Origin of the sequence: Nesterenkonia sp. AN1 (assembly GCF_000582475.1) — a bacterium.
GTDB lineage: Bacteria > Actinomycetota > Actinomycetes > Actinomycetales > Micrococcaceae > Nesterenkonia > Nesterenkonia aurantiaca.
Genome location: NZ_JEMO01000004.1, coordinates 34,509 through 57,144, shown reverse-complemented (window position 1 = coordinate 57,144; position 22,636 = coordinate 34,509). Strand labels below are relative to the sequence as shown.

The window sequence follows — 22,636 nt, the reverse complement described above, 5'->3', positions numbered from 1 at the left end:
CAATGACCACCACACTCAACGGTCCCGCAGACCAGCGGTCACCGACCCAGCATTCGACAACCCAGAAGCCGACGACGGTGGCCTCCCAGCTGTACTCCTCGCTGCAGTCCCGCAGACCCAAGAGCCGGCTCCGTCAGGTCCCGCTCACCGTCTGGATCGCCGCGGTCTTCGCGCTGGTCTTGTTGATCGCCAGCCTCGCGCCGTCGCTGTTGGCCACCCACGATCCCCGTGCCATCAGGCTCGAGGCACCCTTGGCGTCACCGAACTGGGAGCACTGGTTCGGCACCGATCAGTCCGGGCGTGACCTGTACTCCCGGATGGTTCACGGGGCGGGACAGTCGCTGCTGATCGGCCTGGGCGCCACTGGGATCGGGGTCGGTCTTGCCGTGATATTCGGCGCCTGGGCCGGATTGGGCGGGCGATGGGCGGACGCCTTCATCGGCCGTGGCCTCGATGTCTTCTTCGCGTTCCCGACGCTGCTGCTGGCCATGGTGTTCATCACCGTCTATGGGCCCTCGGCACCCACGCTGATCCTTGCGGTTGGGCTGGGGACCGCTCCCGGCTACACCCGGATGGTGCGCGGACAGATCCTCGCCGTGCGCCACTCGGGATACGTGCAGGCCGCCGAGGCGCTGGGACATTCACCCTGGCGGATCCTGAACCGACACATCCTGCCCAATGCGCTTCGTCCGCTGCTGGCGATCTTGACCCTGGGCATCGGCCAATCGATCGTCTGGGCCTCCGGACTGGCCTTCCTCGGCTTCGGCGTGGCCCCGCCGTCGCCGGAATGGGGTGCGCTGCTCGAAGCTGGCCGCCCCTACATCACCGAGGCCTGGTGGCTGGAAATCCTGCCCGGCCTGGCCGTGCTCGCCACTGCACTGACCGCCACGATTCTGGGCAAGCACCTCGAATCCGCCTTGGAAGGATCACAGACATGACCACGACTGTCATCAACCCCGATATCGAGACCACTTCCCGCATCCGCCCCGACACCGCGCCAGACGTTGCCCCCGCAGAGGCGTCGCTGGTGACGCTGGAGGATCTCAACGTCTGGTTCACCGATGCTGCCGGCGCGGCTCACCACGTGGTGCACGACCTCTCACTGGATATCAACCCAGGTGAATGCGTGGCGGTGATCGGGGAATCTGGGTCCGGCAAATCCGTGACTGCCCGCACCCTCATCGGTCTGACCGGGCCCAACTCGCATATCCAAGCCACCCGTGCCAGCGTGGACGGACGCGACATCCAGCGCACTACCGACGCGCAGTGGCGCAGGATCCGCGGGGCGCAGATCGGTTTCATCCTCCAAGATGCGCTCGTCTCCCTGGACCCGTTGCGCACCATCGGCGCCGAGATCGGCGAGTCGCTGCGGCTGCACGGAGTCGGCAAGGCGGCTCAGCGCAGGGAACGGGTGATCGAGCTCCTCGAGGCGGTGGGCGTGCCGGAACCCGAGATGAGGGCCAGGCAGCGCTCCGGAGAGCTCTCCGGAGGTCTGCGCCAGCGGGCCCTGATTGCTTCAGCGATCGCCAATGATCCTCCGCTGTTGGTGGCCGACGAACCCACCACCGCCCTGGACGTGACCGTGCAGGCCCAGGTGCTGGACCTCCTGGCGCAGCGCAAGGCTTCCGGGACCGCCATCTTGTTGATCAGCCACGACTTCTCCGTGGTCGGACGCCTCGCCGATCGAGTCCTGGTGATGCAGGGCGGGCACATCGTCGAGCAGGGCACCGCGGAGGACGTGCTCAACCACCCGCAGCATGAGTACACCAGGCAGCTGTTGGACGCCGTCCCCTCCGGCGTCACCAAGGGTGAGTACCTGACCTCGGCCAAGCGTGAGCATGCCTCGGTAGCCCTCAATACCTCCCCGGTGCGAACCCACGAAGTGGCGGACGCACCCCCGGTGCTGGAGGCCACGGGTCTGACCAAGTCTTTCCGCGGTCCCGATGGCGTCACTCGCACTGTGGTCAAGGACGTCTCCTTCGACGTCCGAGCGGGTCAGACCCTGGGGATTGTGGGGGAGTCCGGCTCGGGAAAATCCACCACCGCATCCATCGCCCTGGGCTTCCTCCAGCCTGATTCCGGGTCCGTGTTGCTGAACGGGAAGCCATGGAGCGAGTTGGGAGTGTCCGGGCGGCGCAGCCGCCGGCGCGACGTGACCGTGGTCTATCAGGACCCGCTGAGCTCCTTCGATCCGCGGTGGAGCGCCGAACAGATCCTCACCGATGCGCTGGAACCTGCCACGGACGGCATCGCCTTCGGCGCTCGCCGCCGGCAGCGTGCCCAGCTGCGGGATCGGGCCGAGGAACTGGTGGGTCTGGTCGGGCTGGACCCGCAACATCTCGCCAAACACCCGCTGCAGCTCTCCGGCGGGCAGCGCCAGCGGTTGTCCATCGCCCGTGCACTGGCGCCGGAGCCCGATGTGGTGGTGCTGGATGAGGCCGTGTCAGCGTTGGACGTCTCGGTCCAGGCCCAGGTGCTGGATCTGCTCACCGAGTTGCAGGAACGGCTGGGGACCACCTACGTGTTTATCTCCCATGACCTGGGCGTGATCCACCACATGAGTGACCACATCCTGGTGATGAAGGACGGGGAAGCAGTGGAGTACGGGAACGCTGAGCAGATCTTCCACGCACCGGCGCACCCGTACACCCAGGAGCTGCTGAACTCACTGCAGACGATGACCGCTCACACGCCGCGCGGCCGCTGATTAGGCCAAGGGTTGCCCTCATTCTGAGCATGGAATGTACCCAGGGCGTATCTTCGGTTGGACAATCATCGCTTCATCCACACGAAGAGGTAGCGTGGCGATATGTCGTTGTCAGATGTCAAGGGTGAACTCAGGATTCTTGTTGCCGAACGCGAATGGGCCCAGTTCCATAGTCCAGAAAATTTGATCAAAAGCATCGCCATCGAATCTGGCGAACTTCTGGAATGCGTGCAGTGGAACAACAAGGTGGACCCTGATCTGGTTCGGACTGAGCTCGCTGACGTGCTCACTTATGCGTACCTGTTGGCGGATCGAATGGGTTGGGATCCTGATGAGGTGGTCCTCGATAAGCTTCGATTGACCCGAGACAAGTACCCGGTGGAGAAGTCGCGAGGGAAGAGCACCAAGTATGACCAGCTTTGAGATTCGGTCCTACCCTTTCGCGAAAGGCGCGGTCTCGATCCTCTCTGACGCTGACGAGAGGTATGGGAACTGGCCTGCCGTCTACACGCTTCGGAATGAGCGATCGATCTACGTCGGTGAGTCACGGAACGTCGCCTCCCGGATCCGCCAACACCTCGCGTCAGGCGCGAAGGACGCAATGCAGCACGTCCAGATCATCCTCGATGACACCTTCAACAAGTCCGCCGCGCTGGACCTCGAAGCTTTCCTGATCGAATACCTCGGCGGTGACGATCGCTATGTCTTGCTCAATCGAAACAAGGGCATAGTTAACGGAGACTACTTCGATCGAGCCAAATATCGCGAGACCTTCCAGGAGATCTTCGAGGACCTCCGGAGCAAAGGTATCTTCGAGCGGTCACTGCCAGAGATCCAGAACGACGACCTCTTCAAGCTGTCTCCATTCAAGGCCCTCACTCCGGAGCAAGCCGTGGCCGTCGAGGACATCCTGCGAGACCTTCTGGGACGGGTACCTGGTCAAGGGCACGATGTCCCTATCGTCGTGCAGGGGGATCCAGGTACAGGCAAGACCGTCGTGGCCATCTACTTGATGAAGCTCCTGGCTGATATCGGAACTGCAGAAGATGCCGAGCTGGACACGACTATCGATGACTCGGACTCGCGATTCGCAGAGTTTTTCACAGAAGGCAATCGAGAACGCTTGAGTGCGCTCTCGATCGGTTTCGTCGTTCCACAGCAGTCCCTTCGAGCCTCGGTGGCTGAGGTTTTCAAGCACACGCCTTACTTGGAGCGTTCGATGGTGCTTGACCCATTTGCGGTAGGGGAGTCCGAGAAGCACTTCGATGTCCTGGTCGTTGACGAAGCGCACCGGTTGAACCAGCGGGCCAACCAGCCATCCGCAAGCCAGAACACGCGCTTCACCGAGATCAATCAGAAGCTCTTCGGACACGACGAGAGTCACTACACGCAGCTGGATTGGATCAAGCAGAAGAGTGATCATCAGATCTTGTTCCTGGATGGTGCACAGAGTGTGAGGCCTGCAGATATCCCTCGCTCTTCGTGGGAGTCGCTGCTGGAAGTTGCCAAGTCAGCGGACAGGCACCATGAGCTTCACTCGCAGATGCGAGTCCAAGCTGGACGCGGCTACATCGACTACGTTCGCGCCATACTGCGATCCGAAGCGCCGGGATCGGATGAGTTCGCCGACTACGAGATCGAGATGTTCTATGAGCTTCAAGTGATGCACGATCGGATTCGGGAACGGGATGCTGAGCACGGACTCGCTCGTCTGGTCGCCGGCTACGCGTGGGAATGGAGAAGCAAGAAGGACAAGAGCCTTCCTGACATCGTGCTCGATGGCTACGGACTTCAGTGGAATCGGACCACCAAGGATTGGATCAATTCGAGTACATCGCTCGATGAAGTGGGATCGATCCACACGGTTCAGGGATACGACCTGAACTATGCGGGAGTCATCATCGGCTCCGACCTGAGGTTCGATACCGAGCAACAACGGATCGTCTTCGATCGGTCCAACTACTTCGACAAGAAGGGGAAAGAGAATAACCCCCGCCTTGGCCTTGAGTTCAACGATGAAGACTTACTTGAGTACGTCATAAACATCTACGGGGTACTGCTCACCCGAGGAATCAAGGGAACGTACGTGTACGTCTGTGATCCCGACCTTCGTGAGTATCTCGCCCCCTACTTCACCCAAGTCAGGCCGGGGAACTCTAGACCCGATCTTGGGAAAGCCCCTAGCAAGGCAATTGGTCCATCCGCGTCGGATGCTCCAGGCGTGGGGGATCGGCAGCGGCAAGAGGTTCGGGAATGAGAAGGGGCGAGAAACCCAAGTTCCCCGCCCCGAGTCATTAGTGGCTGCTTACAGCTCCACGCGCCCCTGGTCGCCCATGTTCGGGGTCTCCGAGGATAGCGAAGCCTTCGCCATCTTCACGAGGGCGGCAGCCTTCCCCGGGCCTTCCCAGTACTGGGCGGTCTCGGGAGTTACCTCGATGAGCACGGCGTTGGGATCCTCGGGGCCACCCTCAAAGTAGGCCTTGGGACCGAGGTCCCACAGCTCCTTCTTGCGCTCGAGATCGTCGATGATCTGGGCGCTGCCCGCTATGGAGACCCAGGTGTGACTGTCCACGAAGCCGAGGTTGACCTCGCCCTCACCGATGATGTCCTCAACCTTGTCCGAGTTCAGCGGGGTGAAGAACCAGAACTTGTGCTGGTCGTCGATCTCGGTGACGCCCATGGGGCGGGAGACGATGCGGTGGTTTTGGTCCACCGTGGTGAACATGCAGGTGCCGATGCTGTTGAGCTTCTTGACGAGCTCGTTGGCAGTCATATCAGTCATATCGTTCTCCTGTGTTGGGTATGAGCTTCTCGTTAGGCAGTCTACGGATCGTGGTTCCTCTGTACAGCGCTTCAGCGCTGAGCTAAGTCAGGGCCCGCTGTTCATCCGCACTCCTCGCCACGTGGGGTGGCGCAGCCGGTTGTCCCTGGTCAAACCGGAATGCCGGACCTCCGCAGACAGCTTCGGAGTGACCCAGGTGGCGTCGGAGGCATCTTCACGGGGGACATCATCCACCGGGGGAGACTTGCGCGTGATCTTCTCCAGTTGGGCGCGGATGTCGGTGAGGTCGACGTCGCTGAAGCCAGTGCCGACCCGCCCGGCGTAGTGCAGCTCGCCCTCCTCGTCCTCCATACCCAGCAGCAGCGAGCCGAAGGTCTTCGCGCGGCCGCCCTTGCCCTGGCGCCAACCGATGATCACCACATCGGCGTGGTTCTCATGCTTGAGCTTCACCCAGTCATCCGAGCGACGTCCGGGACGGTAGACGCTGTCTTTCCGCTTGGCCACCACGCCCTCGAGCTTGAGCTCCGAACTGACCTCGATCGCTTCCTCCAGCGAGTCACCGAGGTCGCCAGGGACCTGGACGTGCGTGCCGTTCTTCGCCAGATGCTCCAAGAGCTCCCGCCGTTCCCGGTAGGGCTTCTTGGCGAGGTCGCCCTGTTCCGCGGTGTGCAGCACATCGAAGACCATGAAGTGCACGGGGATCTGCTTTGCGGTCTGCTCGATCTCCTTGGCCTTGGTCAGTTTTCCGCGGCGCTGGAGCAGTCCGAAGTCCGGCCTGCTGCCCGAGTTCAGGGCGACCACCTCGCCGTCGACCACGGTGCCCGGTGGGACCAGGTCGGTGAGTTCTTCGAGTTCTGGGAAGGTCTTGCTGAAGTCCTTGCCGTTGCGGCTGCGGATCTCCACGCGTCCGTCGTCGTGGACTGCGGCGATGGCGCGGTACCCGTCCCACTTGCCTTCGAACACCCACCCGGAGCCGCGGATGTTCGCAGGCTGCCCGGGACTGGCCAACATGGCAGAGGGGAGCGGATCAGGGATCGGGCTGGGCCTCCGCCCGGACTTCCGCTCGGCCTTGGGTGTGGAAGGCTTCGACGGGGATTCGGACGGCTTCTTCTCGGCCTCGGGCCGCGCAGACCTGGTTGAACTTGGCTGGTTCTTGGTGAGCCGAATCAGCCAGTTCTTGCCGTTGTCCTTGCCCTTGCTGGTGTTGACCAGGGCGTAGCGCCGCGGCACCCCGCCCAGGCCGCCGTCGGGCTGACCATGCAGGATGAACCGGATCTTGCGCTCCTCCCACTTCTCGATCTCCACGGTGCCGGTGTCCCAGATGGTGACCTCGCCGCCGCCGTACTCGCCCTTCGGGATGGTGCCCTCGAACACGGCGTATTCGATCGGATGGTCCTCGGTCATCACCGCCAGGTGCTGCTCACTGGGGTCAAGTGGCGGGCCCTTGGGCACCGCCCAGGAGACCAGGATGCCGTCGCGCTCCAGGCGGGTGTCATAGTGCAGCGCGGTGGCGTGATGCTCCTGGACCACAAAGATCGGGGCATCTCCCCGCGTCGCGGGGGAGTCTGCGGGGACAGGTTCCGGGGTCTTGGCCGCATCGCGCATGGACCGGTAGGTGGTCAGCGCGTCGTGCGTGGAGGGCAGGCCGTCCGGGGCGTCGTAGTCGGAGCTGAAGTTCGCCAGCGGATCGGTGCCGGATGCCAGGCGCTGCGTCACCTGGTGCATGTCCAGCTGGGTGAGCTTGGGGTCGTCGAGCTCCTCCCAGGTCCGCGGTGCGGCCACATATGGACCCTCCGGTGAGCCGGGTCGCCCGCGCAGCGAGTAGGGGGCGATGGTGGTCTTGTTCCGGTTGTTCTGCGACCAGTCGATGAGCACCTTGCCCTGGCGCAGGGACTTCTTCATATCGCTGACCACCGCATCCGGGTGATCGGTCTCCAGCGCCTTGGCCAGCTCATGGGCCACCTGGGAGACCTGTTCCGAGGTGTAGGTCCCGTTCAGCGCGGCGTAGAGGTGGATGCCCTTGGAGCCGGAGGTGACCGGGAGCGAGGGCAGGTTCATCTCATCAAGGATCTCGCGGCACCAGCGGGCCACCTGCGCGCAGGCGCTGAGGTCCGCGCCTGGTCCGGGGTCCAGGTCCAGCACCAAACGGTCCGGGTTCTGCGGTTCGCCGTTCTTGCCGAAGCGCCACTGCGGCACGTGGATCTCCAGCGCGCCCACCTGTCCGAACCAGGCCAGCACGGCGGGTTCATTCGCCAGCGGGTAGATGTTGCTGTGATCGGAGTGCTCCAGCTCCTGGCGCGGCACCCAGGCCGGGGCGGAGTCCTCCAAGTTCTTGCGGAAGAACGGCTCGCTGGGCTTGTCCGCGGTGCCCACGCCGTCGGGCCAGCGCTTCCGGGTGGCCGGACGGTTCCTGGTGTGCGGGAGCATCGCGTCCGCGACGGTCTGGAAGTAGTGGATGACCTCGCCCTTGGTGGTGCCCGAGGCGGGGAAGAGGACCTTGTCCAGGTTGGAGAGCCGCAGCTGGTGGCCACCCACGGTGACAGTCTGCTGCTTGCTCGCCATGGGTCAACCCTGGTGGGGGAGGCTGAGTGTTGGCTGGGCGCTTCGTGGTGACGGATGGCGCAGACCCTGCCCACAGCACGCCAGTGGCGGGCGCCGAAGTTCGCGGCGCCCGCCACCAGTCAGCCTCAGGCTACGAGCGGTCCAGCGCTGCGTTCCCGCAAGCTGCGCCGCCGCAGGCTACAGCGAGGGTGCGGCCGGGACGTCGAGCTCGGTCTTCACCATGTGGTTGAAGTAGTTGGTGTACAGGTTCACCGTCACATGGCTGGAGAGCTCGGTCAGCTCCTCGGTGCTCCATCCGGCATCCAGCGCGGCCTGCCAGGTGGCGTCCTGGACATTGCCCTTCTCCGCGGTCGCCTCGCGGGCCACCTCCAGCAGAGCATGCAGCTTCGGGTCGAAGTCGACCTCGCCGCGACGGATGGCCACGGTCTGCTCCTCGCTGAGTCCGGCACCCTTGGCGCCCTGGGTGTGGGCGGACTGGCAGTAGGTGCAGTCATTGACATTGCCCACGGCCAGCGCGATGGCTTCCCGGGTCTGTGCGTCGAACGTTCCGTAGTCCGCGATGACCTGCTGGATGGCGATGTAGGTCTGCAGCGCCACCGGTGAGGACGCCATCGCCCCATGGATGTTCAGGACCTTGCCGAACTTCTGCTCCAGGTCCTTCAACTCAGGCTGGACGCTCTCGGGTGCGGTCTCGACGGTCTGTACAGCGGCTCGTGTCAAAGTGATGCCTTTCTCTTGTGCGGATCCCGCCACCCGATAGGTGTGGGCGGCGGAAGAATCTAGGAGGTCGTTCTGGCGGTGGACCGCAGCCCCTGCGGATCCTTGACGGTGATGCGTCCGCGGGCCTGCCGGATGTACCCCTGCGCGGCGAACTCCGAGAGGACCTTGCTGGTCCCCTCACGGGTGGCTCCGAGCAGCCCGGCGAGCTGCTCATGCGTGATGCGGATGGTGCCGCCGTGCCCCAGTCGGGCGCTGAGCGCGGTGGTGGGGGCGGACTCGGCCAGGGTGAGCAGCGTCTTGGCGGCACGGGCCGCCAGGGGACGCAGCGCCAGGTCGGTGAGCCGCTCTTCCAGGCGGGCCACCTGGTCACCGAGGAGCTTCGCGATCCGCAGCGCGATGCGGGGGTCCGCTATCAGGTGCCGCTCCACGTCTTCCACCGTGAGCTGGCAGATGACCGAGACTTCGATGGCCTCGGCGTAGTTCTCATACATCCGCTGACCCACCAGCAGCATCTCGCCGAAGACCGCTCCCGGCTCCAGGATCGCCAGCGTCAGCGTCTTCCCGTCCTCGGCGACCCGGAAGACCCGGACACGCCCGGATTTCAGCACGAACAGGGCACTGACTGGTTCCGACTGCGAGAAGACCAGCTCCCCGGGGCCGAAACGGCGTTCCGGGACCATCTGTTCCAGTCCCTCCATCTCGGCAGGGCTGAGGTCAGCGAACAGGTCCACCTCCTCCAGGCAGGTGAAGTCATCGGTGGCGAAGCTCAAGGGGTCTCTCTCCCGTCGCTGCGGAGACCATGGTTGGTCACCGCATGTTGAGGCATGGGTGAGGTGATGCACGCATGCGCTGGGTGTCTCCATGATGGACATCTCCTGCTCCCTCCTTCAACTTCGGCGGCACCGTGTCTCGGCTGCACTGACCACCGTAGGGGCGTCGTCGAGCGCAGGTCTGCAATCCAGCCCACACTCGCGCACAGGCACGATGGCCACCGGCTCAGAGCGGAACCACCCATCCCGCGGTCCCGCGCAGGCCCACCCCGGTGGTGTCCCCGCGGCTCAGCCTCGGGGTCCCGGTGACCTCGACGGCCACGTCGACCGGCTCCTGATCTGCAGCTGCGTCCAGCGTGACGCGCACCAGGGTGTGCGCACCGGAGGGTCTGATCTGGGTGACAGTTCCTCGGGCGGGGGCCTCACCGGCGCCGGTCAGCTGCAGCGATTCCTGTCGGGGCATCAGCAGGGCTGGGCCGTCGGGAGTGTCTGGGGCGACAGTGATCCGGCCCAGTGCAGAATGGTGCACCCCCGCGCGGACGACGCCGAGAACCTCATTGAGCCCGCCCAGGATGCGATTGACCGCCGGAGAGGCTGGTTGGTGATGGATCTGGGCGACGGGGGCGTGCTGGAGGATCTCGCCGTGCTCGAGCACCGCGATGGTGTCGGCCAGGACCGACGCCTCACGCCGGTCGTGGGTGACCAGCACGATGGTGGGGCGAAGCTGCTCGCGGATGGTCTCGAGGAGCTCGTACATGTCTTCGCGCAGCCCAAGGTCCAGTGAGCTGAATGGCTCGTCCAGCAGCAGGATGCGCGGTCGGCGCGCCAGAGCGCGGGCCAGCGCCACGCGCTGCTCCTGCCCGCCGGAGAGCTGGCCCGGCATGCGCTGGGCATAGTCGGCCAGCTGGACCAGCTCCAGATACTCCCGCGCCTGACGCCGCGACTCCGCCTTGGAGCCTCCGGCCATGCGGGAGGCGAAGGCCACGTTGTCCACCACGCTCAGATGTGGGAACAGCAGCGGCCGCTGAAACACCAGCCGGTCTCGCGCTTCTCAGCCTCCACCGCGGTGACGTCCTCCCCGTCGATGCGCACCTGCCCCGCCGAGGGCGCCAGTAGCCCTGCGGCGATGCGCAGCAGCGTGGATTTTCCACTCCCGGAGGCTCCCAGCAGAGCGACACAGCTGCTCTCCGGCACGCAGAGCGTGATGTCTCGCAGCACCTCCTCGGCACCGAAACGGTGCGAGACCGCATCAAAGGTCAGGCTCGAACTCATGGCGAGATCCTTCCACGGGCGCCCCAGCGGGCCAAGAAGGCCAGCAGCATGACGGGCGGGAGGATCATCGCCAGGGACAGCGCGGCGGTGAGCTGTTCACCACCGGTGCTCGACGCGGAGGAGCCCAGCAGCATCGGAAGCGTGCGGAACTGACCACCTCCGATGAGCACCGTGGTGATGTAGTCGCTCCAGCCCACCAGAAATGCCAGGAAGCCGGCACGGGCGATCGCCGGTGCCAGAAGTGCCATCCGCACCGTGCGGATCACCCGCATCCGAGACGCCCCCAGAGTGCGTGCCACCTCCTCGAACCGCCAGTCATAGGAGGCCAGCCCGACGCTGAACATGTAGGTCGTGTAGGGCAGGGCCGTCACCGTGAGCACGATCAGCACGGCGGCAAACGTGGGGACCCGGGCGGAGAGCAGCAGCACATTGGCGCCCATGACCAGAGCGAAGGGTGGAATCGCCAGCGGGGTCAGCAGAAGGAACCCCACGATCCGGGAGAGGGTGCGCGGGAGCCTGTGCAGGCTGAACGCGGCCAGTGCCCCCAGCGCCGTGGCAGCGACGGCGACGCTCATGCCCAGCGCGAGGGACCGCAGACCTGCCTGGAGGATCTCGGGACTCAGCAGTGATTCCAGCGCCTGGGACGACCATGAGCCGGGCAGCGGTGCGGGCGCCCGCCACTGACCGGCCACAGACCACAGCAGCACCGGGGCCAGGGGCAGCAGGATCCAGAGCAGCAGCGCCGCACCCAGGACGACGGGCAGGATTCTTCGCCGCCCGGAAGCCGATGCTCGCCGTGCGCTGGGCTGAGGCCTGCGTTCGGGGACGCGGCTGCTCGGGACCGGCTTCGTCACCGTGGTCATGAGCTGACTCCTGACTGGGCTCTCGAGCGTCGTCTCGAGCGGCGAGTCAGCAGCAGTCCCAGCCCGATCACGGCGAGCGCGACCGCCACGGAGGTCAGCGCGGTGGCCATCGCCTCCGGGCGGGAGCTCAGGTCCACGGATCCGAAGAGCCGCACGGCGCGCACCGAGAGCGGCTCCGGGGCCACCTGCCCCAGCAGCCAGGGCGCCTCATAGGAGCCGAGGGTGTAGACGAACACCACCAGCCCGGCCACGCCCAAGGGGACCCGGGCCAGCGGAAGGATCACGTGCAGCATCCGCTGCCGTGCTGAGGCGCCCAGCGTCGCCGCGGTCTCGGTCAGCTCACCCACCGATCGGCCGATCCCGCCGAGGACCACCAGCGCGACGAAGGCAGACTCCTTCCATGCGAACTCCAGAATCACCGCGGCCCACCAGGAATCACCCACCAGCTGCGGAAACCCCTCGGGCATGCTCAGCACGCGTGCCAGGAAGCCGGCATCGGCGAGCAGCAGCCCGATGGCCCCGGAGGCCACCAGATGCGGGATCGGGATGGTGGCCGCACTCAGCGCCGCCACCAGTCGGCCGCCGCGACCCGCGGTGAGCGCATACGCGGCGATCAGAAAACCGACCACGAGCGCGAGGGCCGTGGACGCCGTCGCGAGGTAGAGGGACACGCCTGCCGACTCGAGCAGAGACGCCCCGTCGGCCCACGCCTCGGTGCTGAACCTGGCCTCTCCGAAGACGGGCAGGAACCCCAGGCTCTGCAGCAGCGCCGTCAGCAGGGCGGCGCCGATCACCAGGACCACGAGCAGCACGGCAGGGGCCGCGGTCAGCAGCGCCCGCCGAGAGGCTGATCGCTGCCCTGAGGGAACGCTCATCAGCGCCTGGCCACGGACTCTCGCCACGCCTCATCCAGGGCAGGCACCCAGTCGAAGCCCAGCTCCGCGTGAGCGTTGCGTGACAGCTCCTGGTAGGAGGGCACCACCGGGGAGCTGGGCAGCTCCTCGAATCGTGACCGGTCCGCCGGGTCCAGCCCCTCGACGTCGAGCACGGTGAACTGGCCCCACACCTCAGGGTCGGCCTTGAGCGCCTGCTGGGCAGGGGAGAGCGCGAGGTTCGCCACGGCCATCGCCCCGGCGGTGTCCTGCGCGTTGACCGGGATCGCGAGGAAGCTCGCGTTGCCCACCGTGCCCTCCTCCATGGGCATCACCCGCGTGGAGGCAGGCAGCGCCCCGGAGTCGACGAGTTCGGTCAGCCGGGCCGGGCCGTAGGTCATCCCGATGTCGATCTGGCGGTCGTTGAAGAGCTCGTTCAGCGCCTGCTCGTCCCGTGGGTAGGTGGCGCCCTCGCGCCAGATCGAAGGTGCCAGCTCCTCCAGGGTCTCGATCGCGGCGGGGGAGTGCTCCGCGAAGCTGTCCGCGCTGAACTCCAGCGGGATCTCCCCGGCGCCGCCGGCCTGGGAGATCATCACCTCGCGCAGAAAAACGCTGCCGGTGAAGTCAGGGGGCCCGGGGTAGGTGAATCGCCCAGGGTTCGCCTCGGCCCAGTCGATCAGCTCCGGCAGCGACTCCGGTGGTTCGGCCACGGCCTCCGAGTCATAGAAATAGGTGAACTGCGCCTTGTGCCAGGGAGCCTCACACCCGTTGACGGGGGTCCCGAAATCATCGCTCAGCAGCGGGTCCGCAGGGTCGGTGTGCTCCATATTGGGCAGCATCTCGGTCCAGCCGCAGCGCCACGCCTCGGCCTGGCGCCCGGTGCTGAACGTGGGGCCGTTGACCCAGACCAGGTCCACGGAGCCGTCCTCGCGTCCGGCCTGCCGCTCATTGAGCACCCGATTCAGCGCGTCCGCAGTGTCGGTCACCGGGACTCGGCGCAGCGTGATGCCCAGCTCCTCCGCCGCCGGGGCCAGTTCCTCATCGACATAGGTGTTGCCCTGCTCATCACCGCCGTACATCCACAGGTCCACCGTCTGGCCCTGGGCCGCGTCCAGCACGGCGTCGAAGTCGGTGAACTCCTCGGGCGCGGCCACGGAACCTCCTGCGCAGGCCGAGAGCAGCAGGGCGCCAGCTGCCAGGGACGGGAGGATCATCAGGTGCTTCTGTGTCCGGGTGCGGGGTCTGTGCCGGGTCATCGGGTCCTTCTGGTCTGGGGTAGGCGGGTGTGGGGTAGGCGGGTCTGGGATAGGCGGGTCTGGGGTACGGGTTCACGTAGGGTCATGGGGTGAATGAGATGGGGGCGCAGGGGATGCAGGGTGAGGGCCCCGAGCCTGGTGTCCCTGAACCACGCGAGGAGCCTCCTGCGGCCGGAAGGCGAGACAGGAAAGCCGTGCTGAAGGCGCTGGTCCTGCTGATCGCTTTGGTGCTCTTCACCGTGGCCGCGCTGGCACTGCCGATCCCGAGTGTGGAGCAGATGCGGGCAGGCGTGGCGGAGGCAGGCTGGTGGGGGCCCCTCGGTTTCGGCGCCGCCTACGCAGCCCTGACGTTGGCGCCGGTGCCGAAGAACGTGCTCTCCATCGGGGCAGGCGTGCTCTTCGGGTTCGGACCAGGGCTGCTGATCGTCTACAGCGCCGCCATGGTGGGCGCCGCCGCGGCGTTCTGGCTCGGCCGAGCCCTGGGCCGGGAAGCCGTGGAACGCTTCACCGGGACCCGCGTCGCCAAGGTCGAGGAGGTCCTGCTGCGCCACGGCTTCCTTGCCGTGGTTGGGGTCAGGCTCGTGCCCGTGCTGCCCTTCACCGCGATCAACTACTCGGCCGGGCTGACCGCCCTGGGCTGGTGGCCGTACCTGCTGGGCACGCTGGTGGGCATGATCCCCGGCACTGCCAGCTACCTCGCGCTGGGCGCCTATGGCTTCCAGCCGGGCCTGCAGGCCGAAGTCGCCTTCGCGGTGCTGGGTCTGCTGACCCTGGCAGCGATCGCCTACATGGTCCGGGCCCGCGGAAGACGAGGCCGAGCAGATGTTTGATGCACGGCTGCGCTCCAGCCTTGGCCCCGCACTGGACGCGGCCGCGCGATGGCTCGACGTGCCCGCGGTGACCCCGAACCGACTCACCGCATTGAACCTGGTGGCGGGCCTGGCCAGCGCGGCGCTGGCTGCGACCCAGCTGTGGATCCCGGCGCTGCTCATGTGGCTGCTCTGCCGACTGGCTGACGGCCTGGATGGGCCGCTGGCGCGGCGTCGTGCGCTGGGGTCATCGCCGGCCTCCGGGCAGGGCGGCTTCTTCGATATCTGCGCGGACTTCATCGTCTATGGGGCGACGGTGATCGGCGTGGCGATCGGCGCGAACGCGGCCTTCGACGCACCCTGGCTGCCGTTTCTGATGGTGCTCTTCGCCTACTACATCAACGGCGGCGCTTTCCTGTCGTTCTCCTCCATCGCGGAGAAGCAGGGCAGAACGCTCGACGACGGGCGCTCGCTCTCCTTCCTGGGCGGCCTGGCGGAGGGCGGTGAGACGGTTCTGGTGCACAGCCTGTGGCTGATCTTCCCCGCCGCGGCCGCCTATATCGCCGCGGTGTGGGCGCTGCTGGTGTGCCTGAGCGCGGCCCAGCGCATCGTCGCGGGATTTCACGCGCTGCGCTGAGCCCGGGAGCGCCGGCTCCGGTTCTGGTCCCGGTATCGGGTGACGGCGGCCAGCGTGCCGGTGAGCGTCTTGACCACGGGGGAGTCCAGCCCCTGACGCGCATGGGCGACCGCCGCGTTCCACAGCGCATCGTTGTAGGTGGGATAGGCGTGGGTGACGCCGGCGAGCTGACGGGTGGTCAGCTTACTGGCGACGGCGAGGCTCAGCTCGCCGAGGGACTCGCCTGCCCGCGGGCCCACGATGGTCCCGCCGAGGATCCGGCCGCGCCGGCCGATCACCAGACGCACGAAACCCTCACGTTCTCCTTCGGTCACCGCGCGGTCGGTGTTTTCAAGGAAGACGGTCGAGGTGTTAATCCCGGGGCCGTCGGCGTCTGTGAGACCGACCGCGGCGACCTCCGGGGAGGTGTAGGTGATGCGCGGGACGGTGGTGCTGACCCGTCGCCGAAGTCCGAGGACGGCGTTGGAGGCGGCGGTGCTGGCGTAGGCCCCGGCCAGGTGGGTGAACTTCGGGTGCGTGGTGACATCTCCGGCGGCCCAGATCGAGCTGTTCGAGGTGCGCATGGTGTCATCCACGAGCACCTGCCCGGAGGAGTCCAGCTCCACGTCGAGGTGCTCCAGGCCCAGGGAGGCGGTGCGCGGGGTCCTGCCGGTGGCCACCAGGATCACCTCTGCCTCGAGCTCGCGTCCTGCCGTGGTGGTGACCAGCGAACCAGCCGCACCCCGGCTGATCAGGCGCGCCTCGTCGTCGTCGAACACGGTCACCCCGTCACGTTGAAGACTCGCCTGGACCAGGCTTGCCGCGTCCCGGTCTTCTTTGGGCAGCAGCCCTGAACGGGCCAGCAGCGTCACCTCAGACCCGAGCCGGGCGAAGGCCTGCCCCAGCTCACAGGCGATCGGCCCGCCACCGAGGACCAGGAGCCGGGCGGGCAGGTCGGTCAGCTCCCAGATGGTGTCCGAGGTGACGGTCTGCGCCTGCCCCAGGCCAGGGATCTGCGGGACGGCGGGAGAGCTGCCGGTGGCGATGAGAGCTCGGCGGAAGCGGAGGAGCCGGCCGTCGATCTCGGCCTCGCCCGGTCCCGTGAACCGCGCGCTTCCGTGCAGAACGGTCACGCCGGAGCGCTCGAGAGCTTCCGGTGAGTCCTCCGGCTCGATGGTCTCGATGGCCGTGCTGATCCGTTCCCGCACCCGTGGAAAATCAGGTTCCGAGCCGCCGCTGGTGCGCACCCGGGATGCCTGCGCAGCGGCCGAGAGGAGGGTCTTCGAGGGGACGCACCCGGTCCAGAGGCAGTCGCCTCCGGTGCGGTGCGCCTCGACGAGCACGGTCCGTGCGCCCAGCCGGGCGGCGGTCTTGGCGCCCACGATTCCTGCGGTCCCGCCACCGAGGACCAACAGGTCGATGGGCTGATCCATGGAGGGGTCCTTCGTGCAGATCGGATGAGACCAGCTCAGCCTACGGGCGTCGAACTGGGCGATCTGTAAACCAAGACACTTTCCTCCAGCTTCGAGATGAGTAAGGTCAGAAGAGATCGACGGGGAGCTGCCCGGAGATCGCCCGTGTGGAAGGAGCGCGACCATCGAGAAATATACGGCCTTCGCGCCCCTGTACGATCTGCTCTCCGCCGAGTACCCCGTCTACGGTGCGGGCCGCGAACGGCTGGTCGAGCTGCTCGGGTTCCGGACGGGAGACCAGGTGCTCGACATCGGGTGTGGCACGGGGATGAACTTTCCGCTCGTGCAGGATCGGGTGGGTCCCGGCGGGATCATCGTCGGCGTGGACCGCAGCGCCCAGATGCTCGCCCAGGCCCGAAGAAGGGCGGTGCGCCACGGTTGGGAGAACGTGATCCTGATCCAGGCCGATGCCACCGCGTTCAGTGCCGAGCAGATCTCCGTCGAGGTGACACGGGACGGAGGGCGCCCGTTCTCCGAGGTCACGCTGGCGACCTACGCGCTCTCGCTCATGCAGCAGTGGGAGAACGCCTGGGAGACCATGCAGCAGCTGACGGTGACGCGAGGCCGGTTGGGGGTGCTGGACATGCAGCGACCGACGGGACCCAGCGCACTGCTGACGCCTCTGGCGCGGACCGCCTGTTGGCTGGGTGGAGCAGACATCGATGCGCATCCGTGGAAGGCGCTGGAACGCGATTCCGCGGATGTCCGTTCCGCCTCGGCTCGGGGCGGGCACCTACAGGTCCGCGTGGGCAGCAAGCCGCGCTGATCCACGAGGCCTTGAACCGGAGGAAAGAGGAGTGGTCACCATGAGCGGATACCAGGAGGCCCCGGACGGGGACAGCGGATTCTCGGGATTGAAGGCGGTCTTCTTCAACTGCACCCTCAAACGCAGCCCCGAACTGAGTCACACCTCAGGACTTGTCGAGCTCAGCGCCGGCCTGATGCGCCGGCAGGGAGTGCAGGTGGAGATCATCCGCCCCATCGACCATCCGATCGCCACCGGGGTCTACCCAGATATGACAGAGCACGGGTGGGAACGCGACGCATGGCCAGAGCTGTTCGAACGGGTGAAGGCGGCCGACATCATCGTGGTGGCCGGACCCATCTGGCTCGGGGACAACAGCTCGGTCACCAAACAGGTGATCGAACGCCTCTACGCGATGTCAGGACTGACCAACGACGCCGGTCAGTACATCTACTACGGCAAGGTCAGCGGAGCACTGGTGACCGGCAACGAGGATGGGGTGAAGCACTGTGCCATGAACATCCTCTACAGCCTCCAACACATCGGGGTGACGATCCCGCCCGCTGCGGACGCGGGGTGGATCGGTCCGATCGGCCCAGGCCCCAGCTATCTGGACGAGGGGTCCGGTGGACCGGAGAGCGACTTCACCAATCGCAACACCACATTCATGGCCTGGAACCTGATGCATATGGCTATGATGCTCCGCCGGGCGGGTGGAATTCCTGCCTGGGGCAATGTCCCGGAGCAGTGGCGCGCCGCGGGGCGGGACCCCGATCTGGATCCCAACCCCGAGTACCGATGAGCCGGGCCTCTACCTGCGCCGATTCAGGACCGCGACGACGACCACGCCGAGGATGAGGCCGTAGATGAGGTGGCCCATCAGGCTCCACAGCGCTGTCGCGTCGAGGACGAATACCGGCATCCCCATCATCAGGGGCATGATCAGCAGCGGGCCCAAGACCCACCAGAGAGCGCCGTAGATCAGGCCGATGAGTGCTCCGCGGCCGTAGCTCGAGAACGCGTGACCGAGAAGCACCACCAGGCCCAATGCGATGACGACCGAGATGACGAGGTGTACGCCGAAGCCCACTCCAGCCGAGCTGCTTCCGACCAGGGACGCGATCATCGGCAACATGCCCATCATGGCCATGAGGGCTCCGAAGAGGAGCCCGCCCGCAAGGCCGCCTAGGATCCCGGCAGAGACCATCTGTCCCATCGAGCTGGTGGGCCTTGCGGTGCTTGGTGTTCCGTGTGCTGCAGTGGGAGCAGACATCGGATCGTCCTTTCTTGAGGTGAGAACCTATGACCTCAATCTAGAACGGCTTGTCGGGTAATTCTGTGATCCAGGACACACACGGCGGGCGCCTGGATGGCGCCCGCCGTGTGGCGTTTCCTGCGGAGTGTCTTATGCCCGGCGGGTGATCGCCAGTTCGATCTCATCGGCGCGGACCGTTCGGTCCACGGAGGAGTCCTGGGAGGCCTCATCGGCCCATTCGGTCAGCAGGGTGCAGTACTGCTCGTAGACCTCGGGGACCCAGACGTCGGTGGTGGCATCGGGCCAGGCGTCGCGGGCGAGGTTCGCGGCGATGTCGCGATCCAGGCTGAGGAGCTTCGGCTGCGCGGCCGCGCCCTGGGCGAAGTAGAGGAACTTCGTGGAGAACGCGGGGCCGAACCACGGGATCCGGCCTGCGCCGTCCTCGGTGGTCAGGATGCTGAAGGCATCCTTGGCGAACTCTTCGCTGCGGGCTGCGTTCCATGCGGAGACAAGCAGCTCGGAGGCTTCCTCGCGGTGGGAGGCGAAGTTGTCCAGGCGGTGGTGCAGACGCGGAACCTTGGGTCCGAGACCCCAGGACAGCGAATAGTAGAAGAGCTGGAAGGCGTTCTCGGCCGTGCGCTCGCGGTCACCGATCTCGAACACGTCGCGGCGGGTCAGCGAGACCTTATCCAGGCTGCGGAGCATCCCGGTCAGTTCGGGAAGGCCGCGCTTGGAGAGTTCGGCGCGCCAGCGGGCGGCGTCGACAGCGACACCGTGCTTCATCACCGCGTTGGAGCCGGGCAGTTCGTGCAGGATGTCCTGGGGCAGTCGTGCGTCTTCGTTGATCATGCTCCAACCCTAATGCGCCCAGCGGTCCGCATGCCCCACCGGCCGGACGCCTAGGCGGTTCAGGGGGATCTTTGGGGCGGCTTCGCTCAGCGCAGCTTGACCACCGTGAGCATGATGACGGAGTCCTCGACCGCGTCCAGCGAATGCAGTCCGTCGGGGATGGTGAGGAGATCTCCCGGCGATCCGTTCCAGGACGCCTCCCCGGACTTCAGCAAGACCCGGCCTTCTAACACCTGCAGAGTGGCTTCCCCCGGGTTCTCGTGCTCGGAGAGCTCCTCACCTGCACGCAGTGCGATGACGGTCTGCCGCAGCTGATGCTCGTGTCCGCCGAAGACCGTCTTCGCGCTCCTGCCGCTAGAGGCTTCGCGGGCCTGCTCGAGTTCATGCCGTGACAATGCGATCAGCGAGGTCTTCTGCATGGTGTTCGTTCCGATCTCTGAGGGGTGACTGAGATGCCGTTCTGGCGACCATTCCCGAAAAGTGTGGGGTTTGACACACTGGGAAGATGAAACGATACCTGGCCCCGCTGACCCCCGACCTGGCCCGGGCAGCACGTGCGCTCACCCAGGTCTCCGTCGATGAGGTGAGTGAAGCGGCCACCCTCGAACCCGCACGGGTCCGCGACTTCGAGCACCGCGGATGCGGACTGGACCTCGAAGCCAAGAAGAAGCTGCGTGTTGCCCTGGAAGGGTTCGGTGCTGTCTTCTTCGACGAGGATGATCAGGGCGGCTATGGGGTGCGGCGCAAGTACAACTCCTCCAAGGCCCGCCAGCTGGGCCGCTGGGAGAGCGAGGGCGGACCTGCCTACGAGGACGACATCTGAGTAGTTGCTGGCAGTTGTTTTTGCAGGGCCTCCTGCAGGAGGCGCATCGCCTGGGATCGACCATGAAGGGGCGTCCTCACCTGCGGCCAGGTGGGGGAGCGTCTCACTCCTGGACACACCGGCGTGGAGTCGCATCCGATTCTGTTCCTCGACCAGTGCGAGGCCTCGCCCGTTTCGGACGGGCACGCCTCGCAATCGGGAGCCGCGATTATGCTGGATCTGTCCGACCGGCCTGGTGACGAGGAGTCTTGTGAAGCAATCCTTGCAGCACCTCGAGACTGAGGTCACCCGTCTGGCCGCAGATCAGCCCTTCGCGCTCTCCTGGGAGATCCGTCCAGTAGGCACCGGTGAGGTGATCGGTCAGGACGCCACCCGTGCCGTCGCGTCCTTCAGCACCCGCAAGGTCAGCGTGCTCCTGGCCTGCCTGGCATTGGTCGAGACCGGCGAGCTCAGCCTGGAGGACCGTTCGGTGATCACCGAGGAGATGAAGGACGGCGTCCAGGCCGGGATCATGCGCAACCTCTCCGCCGGGATCTCGCTGAGCCTGCGCGACTCCCTGCTCCAGATGATGAGCACCTCGGACAACATCTGCACCCAGCTGGTCTTCGCCGCCATCGGCTCGGTTCGCCCGGACCCGCTGCAATGGGTCAATGACTACTGCGCCTGGATGGGCCTGCACGCCACCTTGCACCGCGAGATCTTCCCCCGCACCGGCGACCTGACCTGGAGTCACTCTTTGGACACCCTCACCACGACGACGGCGCGGGATCAGTCCCGACTGCTGGAGAAGCTGGGACGCGGTTGCGTGGATGACACCGCCGCCGCCCAGCTGATGCTCTCGGTGGAGCTGTGCGCGTTCGCCCGGGACGCCATGCTCGGACTCTTCACGCCTGCACTGGGAGTGGCCTGCACGCAGATCCGGTTCGCGGAGAAGAACGGGCGAGGACTGCGCAGCCTCTCCCAGGTGGGACTGGCGCTCGCCGACACCGGGGCTCCGCTGGCGGCGGTCGCGGCCTACGCCGAGAACATCCCGACGCAGCTGCCCTCCGGTGTCCCCGGACGGGTGGGGGTCTTCGATCTGTTCGCCGAGCTGGGACTGGCCGTTCAGGAGTGGGCCCGTGGTCGCTGAGGTGCGGATGTTGACTCTCGAGGAATGCGCGGCGGCGTATCCGCAGCTGCAGTTCGCGGTCGGTGACGCCGGGCCTTCCGGGGTGACTGCAGGGTCCCGGGCGGATGAGGCGCATGACCTCGGCGGCATCGGAAAACTCCTCCTCGGGCTCACCCTGGCCCATCTGGGCCAGAGCGACGAAGGGTTCCTGGAACGTTCCCTCACGGTCTCCAAGGACCACCGCGCCGGAGCCCGCACGGGCACCCTGCGACTGATGTCCGGAGAGCTGCAGCTCAGCGTGGAGGACGCGGTGAACCTGGTCCTCTCCACCGGCGACGGCGCCTGCGTGCGCGCACTGCTGGACTTCGCGGCCGCCGAAGGCGTCGACCTGCTCTCCGAGGCCGGGAGTCTCACGAGCTCGCTCCGGCTCGATGCGGTGCAGCTGTCCGGGCTCGAATCCGGTGAGTCCTGGGGTGAGGGCCTGCTGGGGTCCGCCACCGCCGCCTCAACGTGTCAGCTGCTGCGCTCCCTCGGGACCCCAGAGGACCCAGAGGATGATCCAGCGGTGGCTGGGGGAGCTTCCTCTGAGGCCCGGCAGCTGCTCCACGGCTGGATGGGCAAGGTCTTCGAACCTGCCGGTCTCGCCTCGGCCCTGCCCGGCTACGGACCCCGCCGGGTCCGGCATCAGACCCTCTCGGGCTTCGAGCTCACCGCGGCCGGCGCGCAGCGCGGATACAGCTCCGTGCTCTCCCTGCCCAATCAGGCAGGGGAGTGGGTGCATGTGGCGGCCCACCTGCCGCCGTCGTCGGCTGGTGCCCACTCTCCACGGGATGTCTCGGCCGTGCTGGGCACTTTAGGCCTGGCGGCGTACCTTTCCACCCGGAACTGACCCTCACGGAATTCCGCGTCAGCAGGAGGCGCTCACCGGCAGCTGGCTGGTAGCTTGAACTCATGGATACCGAAGTCGACAACGCCTAGCCACCTGACGTTCGGTGGCCGCCGGCCAGAGCGCGTTCCCGCGCCGCCGGTGGCAGCTTCCCACTTCATTCTTCTGCGATCGCCGTTCTCCGGCACCGCTTCGTGAGTGGTCCGCACGTCCGGGACTATGCCCTCCGCCGCAGCGAGTTCCAGCGCCCGGAGGAACCATTTTCAGCG

At 66.3% G+C, this 22,636-nt stretch carries 23 protein-coding genes and 1 pseudogene; 11 read left to right on the top strand and 13 right to left on the bottom strand.

Going from position 1 to position 22,636, the window contains the following annotated elements; genetic code table 11:
- The first annotated feature begins 2 nt into the window (after nucleotides 1-2).
- The 4 genes from BG28_RS02595 to BG28_RS02580 all read left to right on the top strand — a co-directional run bounded on the left by BG28_RS02595 (nucleotide 3) and on the right by BG28_RS02580 (nucleotide 4,964).
- A complete protein-coding gene (locus BG28_RS02595) occupies nucleotides 3-938 on the top strand; it encodes an ABC transporter permease (RefSeq protein ID WP_084479356.1) in 936 nt (311 codons plus the stop codon).
- Nucleotides 935-2,707: an ABC transporter ATP-binding protein gene (locus BG28_RS02590; protein WP_084479355.1), complete on the top strand. Its 1,773-nt coding sequence runs from the start codon at nucleotides 935-937 to the stop codon at nucleotides 2,705-2,707. The genes BG28_RS02595 and BG28_RS02590 overlap by 4 nt, the downstream gene beginning before the upstream one ends.
- A gap of 102 nt (nucleotides 2,708-2,809) precedes the next feature.
- Nucleotides 2,810-3,130 carry a nucleotide pyrophosphohydrolase gene (locus BG28_RS02585; RefSeq protein ID WP_036473918.1) on the top strand — a complete coding sequence of 107 codons (321 nt, stop codon included), beginning with the start codon at nucleotides 2,810-2,812 and terminating at the stop codon, nucleotides 3,128-3,130.
- On the top strand, nucleotides 3,117-4,964 hold the full coding sequence (locus BG28_RS02580) for a DUF2075 domain-containing protein (protein ID WP_084479354.1): 1,848 nt from the start codon (nucleotides 3,117-3,119) through the stop codon (nucleotides 4,962-4,964). Before BG28_RS02585 ends, BG28_RS02580 begins: the two co-directional genes overlap by 14 nt.
- Nucleotides 4,965-5,012: 48 nt before the next feature.
- Here BG28_RS02580 and BG28_RS02575 read toward each other — a convergent pair whose 3' ends face one another.
- The 9 genes and pseudogenes from BG28_RS02575 to BG28_RS02540 all read right to left on the bottom strand — a co-directional run bounded on the left by BG28_RS02575 (nucleotide 5,013) and on the right by BG28_RS02540 (nucleotide 13,804).
- Nucleotides 5,013-5,489: a pyridoxamine 5'-phosphate oxidase family protein gene (locus BG28_RS02575; protein ID WP_051500869.1), complete on the bottom strand. Its 477-nt coding sequence runs from the start codon at nucleotides 5,487-5,489 to the stop codon at nucleotides 5,013-5,015.
- An 87-nt stretch (nucleotides 5,490-5,576) separates the two neighbouring features.
- The gene (locus tag BG28_RS02570) at nucleotides 5,577-8,051 is read right to left on the bottom strand and encodes an ATP-dependent DNA ligase (protein WP_036473916.1); all 2,475 of its coding nucleotides are present in this window, start codon (nucleotides 8,049-8,051) and stop codon (nucleotides 5,577-5,579) included.
- Nucleotides 8,052-8,228: 177 nt separating this feature from the next.
- The gene (locus BG28_RS02565; RefSeq protein WP_036473915.1) at nucleotides 8,229-8,771 is read right to left on the bottom strand and encodes a carboxymuconolactone decarboxylase family protein; all 543 of its coding nucleotides are present in this window, start codon (nucleotides 8,769-8,771) and stop codon (nucleotides 8,229-8,231) included.
- 59 nt (nucleotides 8,772-8,830) lie between these two features.
- Nucleotides 8,831-9,541, bottom strand: coding sequence for a Crp/Fnr family transcriptional regulator (locus BG28_RS02560; RefSeq protein WP_036473914.1), 711 nt, complete (start codon nucleotides 9,539-9,541; stop codon nucleotides 8,831-8,833).
- 226 nt (nucleotides 9,542-9,767) lie between these two features.
- The gene (locus BG28_RS16650) at nucleotides 9,768-10,388 is read right to left on the bottom strand and encodes a hypothetical protein (protein ID WP_369797176.1); all 621 of its coding nucleotides are present in this window, start codon (nucleotides 10,386-10,388) and stop codon (nucleotides 9,768-9,770) included.
- Nucleotides 10,389-10,813, bottom strand: a pseudogene (locus BG28_RS16645) (ABC transporter ATP-binding protein); the annotation flags it as partial. It lies immediately after the preceding gene.
- Complete coding sequence (locus BG28_RS02550) at nucleotides 10,810-11,676, bottom strand: ABC transporter permease (protein WP_084479352.1); 867 nt, start codon at nucleotides 11,674-11,676, stop codon at nucleotides 10,810-10,812. The gene BG28_RS02550 and the pseudogene BG28_RS16645, both read right to left, overlap by 4 nt.
- On the bottom strand, nucleotides 11,673-12,551 hold the full coding sequence (locus tag BG28_RS02545) for an ABC transporter (RefSeq protein ID WP_200869282.1): 879 nt from the start codon (nucleotides 12,549-12,551) through the stop codon (nucleotides 11,673-11,675). The genes BG28_RS02550 and BG28_RS02545 overlap by 4 nt, the downstream gene beginning before the upstream one ends.
- Nucleotides 12,551-13,804, bottom strand: coding sequence for an ABC transporter substrate-binding protein (locus tag BG28_RS02540; RefSeq protein ID WP_200869281.1), 1,254 nt, complete (start codon nucleotides 13,802-13,804; stop codon nucleotides 12,551-12,553). Before BG28_RS02540 ends, BG28_RS02545 begins: the two co-directional genes overlap by 1 nt.
- 98 nt (nucleotides 13,805-13,902) lie before the next feature.
- Between BG28_RS02540 and BG28_RS02535 the strand changes: the two genes are divergently transcribed.
- Both BG28_RS02535 and BG28_RS02530 read left to right on the top strand, forming a co-directional pair.
- Nucleotides 13,903-14,634: a TVP38/TMEM64 family protein gene (locus BG28_RS02535; RefSeq protein ID WP_084479351.1), complete on the top strand. Its 732-nt coding sequence runs from the start codon at nucleotides 13,903-13,905 to the stop codon at nucleotides 14,632-14,634.
- Nucleotides 14,627-15,250, top strand: coding sequence for a CDP-alcohol phosphatidyltransferase family protein (locus tag BG28_RS02530; protein WP_036473913.1), 624 nt, complete (start codon nucleotides 14,627-14,629; stop codon nucleotides 15,248-15,250). The genes BG28_RS02535 and BG28_RS02530 overlap by 8 nt, the downstream gene beginning before the upstream one ends.
- Here the strand turns inward: BG28_RS02530 and BG28_RS02525 are convergent.
- Complete coding sequence (locus BG28_RS02525) at nucleotides 15,235-16,662, bottom strand: NAD(P)/FAD-dependent oxidoreductase (protein WP_051500865.1); 1,428 nt, start codon at nucleotides 16,660-16,662, stop codon at nucleotides 15,235-15,237. The two genes, BG28_RS02530 and BG28_RS02525, sit on opposite strands and share 16 nt — an antisense overlap.
- 115 nt (nucleotides 16,663-16,777) lie before the next feature.
- On the opposite strand from BG28_RS02525, the gene BG28_RS02520 reads away from it, so the two are divergent.
- Nucleotides 16,778-17,467: a methyltransferase domain-containing protein gene (locus tag BG28_RS02520; RefSeq protein WP_200869288.1), complete on the top strand. Its 690-nt coding sequence runs from the start codon at nucleotides 16,778-16,780 to the stop codon at nucleotides 17,465-17,467.
- 40 nt (nucleotides 17,468-17,507) lie between these two features.
- The gene (locus BG28_RS02515) at nucleotides 17,508-18,248 is read left to right on the top strand and encodes a flavodoxin family protein (protein ID WP_036474145.1); all 741 of its coding nucleotides are present in this window, start codon (nucleotides 17,508-17,510) and stop codon (nucleotides 18,246-18,248) included.
- A gap of 9 nt (nucleotides 18,249-18,257) precedes the next feature.
- Here the strand turns inward: BG28_RS02515 and BG28_RS02510 are convergent, their stop codons facing one another.
- The 3 genes from BG28_RS02510 to BG28_RS02500 all read right to left on the bottom strand — a co-directional run bounded on the left by BG28_RS02510 (nucleotide 18,258) and on the right by BG28_RS02500 (nucleotide 19,969).
- On the bottom strand, nucleotides 18,258-18,719 hold the full coding sequence (locus BG28_RS02510) for a hypothetical protein (RefSeq protein WP_235180938.1): 462 nt from the start codon (nucleotides 18,717-18,719) through the stop codon (nucleotides 18,258-18,260).
- Nucleotides 18,720-18,851: 132 nt separating this feature from the next.
- A complete protein-coding gene (locus BG28_RS02505) occupies nucleotides 18,852-19,550 on the bottom strand; it encodes a hypothetical protein (RefSeq protein WP_036473908.1) in 699 nt (232 codons plus the stop codon).
- 86 nt (nucleotides 19,551-19,636) lie between these two features.
- On the bottom strand, nucleotides 19,637-19,969 hold the full coding sequence (locus tag BG28_RS02500; protein ID WP_036473906.1) for a cupin domain-containing protein: 333 nt from the start codon (nucleotides 19,967-19,969) through the stop codon (nucleotides 19,637-19,639).
- 86 nt (nucleotides 19,970-20,055) lie between these two features.
- Here BG28_RS02500 and BG28_RS02495 point away from each other — a divergent pair, with 86 nt between their 5' ends.
- From BG28_RS02495 to BG28_RS02485, 3 genes are all read left to right on the top strand, one after another.
- Complete coding sequence (locus BG28_RS02495; protein ID WP_036473904.1) at nucleotides 20,056-20,373, top strand: hypothetical protein; 318 nt, start codon at nucleotides 20,056-20,058, stop codon at nucleotides 20,371-20,373.
- A gap of 250 nt (nucleotides 20,374-20,623) precedes the next feature.
- On the top strand, nucleotides 20,624-21,502 hold the full coding sequence (locus BG28_RS02490; protein WP_036473903.1) for a serine hydrolase: 879 nt from the start codon (nucleotides 20,624-20,626) through the stop codon (nucleotides 21,500-21,502).
- Nucleotides 21,492-22,370, top strand: a complete 879-nt coding sequence (locus BG28_RS02485; RefSeq protein WP_036473901.1) for a serine hydrolase — start codon at nucleotides 21,492-21,494, stop codon at nucleotides 22,368-22,370. The genes BG28_RS02490 and BG28_RS02485 overlap by 11 nt, the downstream gene beginning before the upstream one ends.
- Nucleotides 22,371-22,636 lie beyond the last annotated feature (266 nt).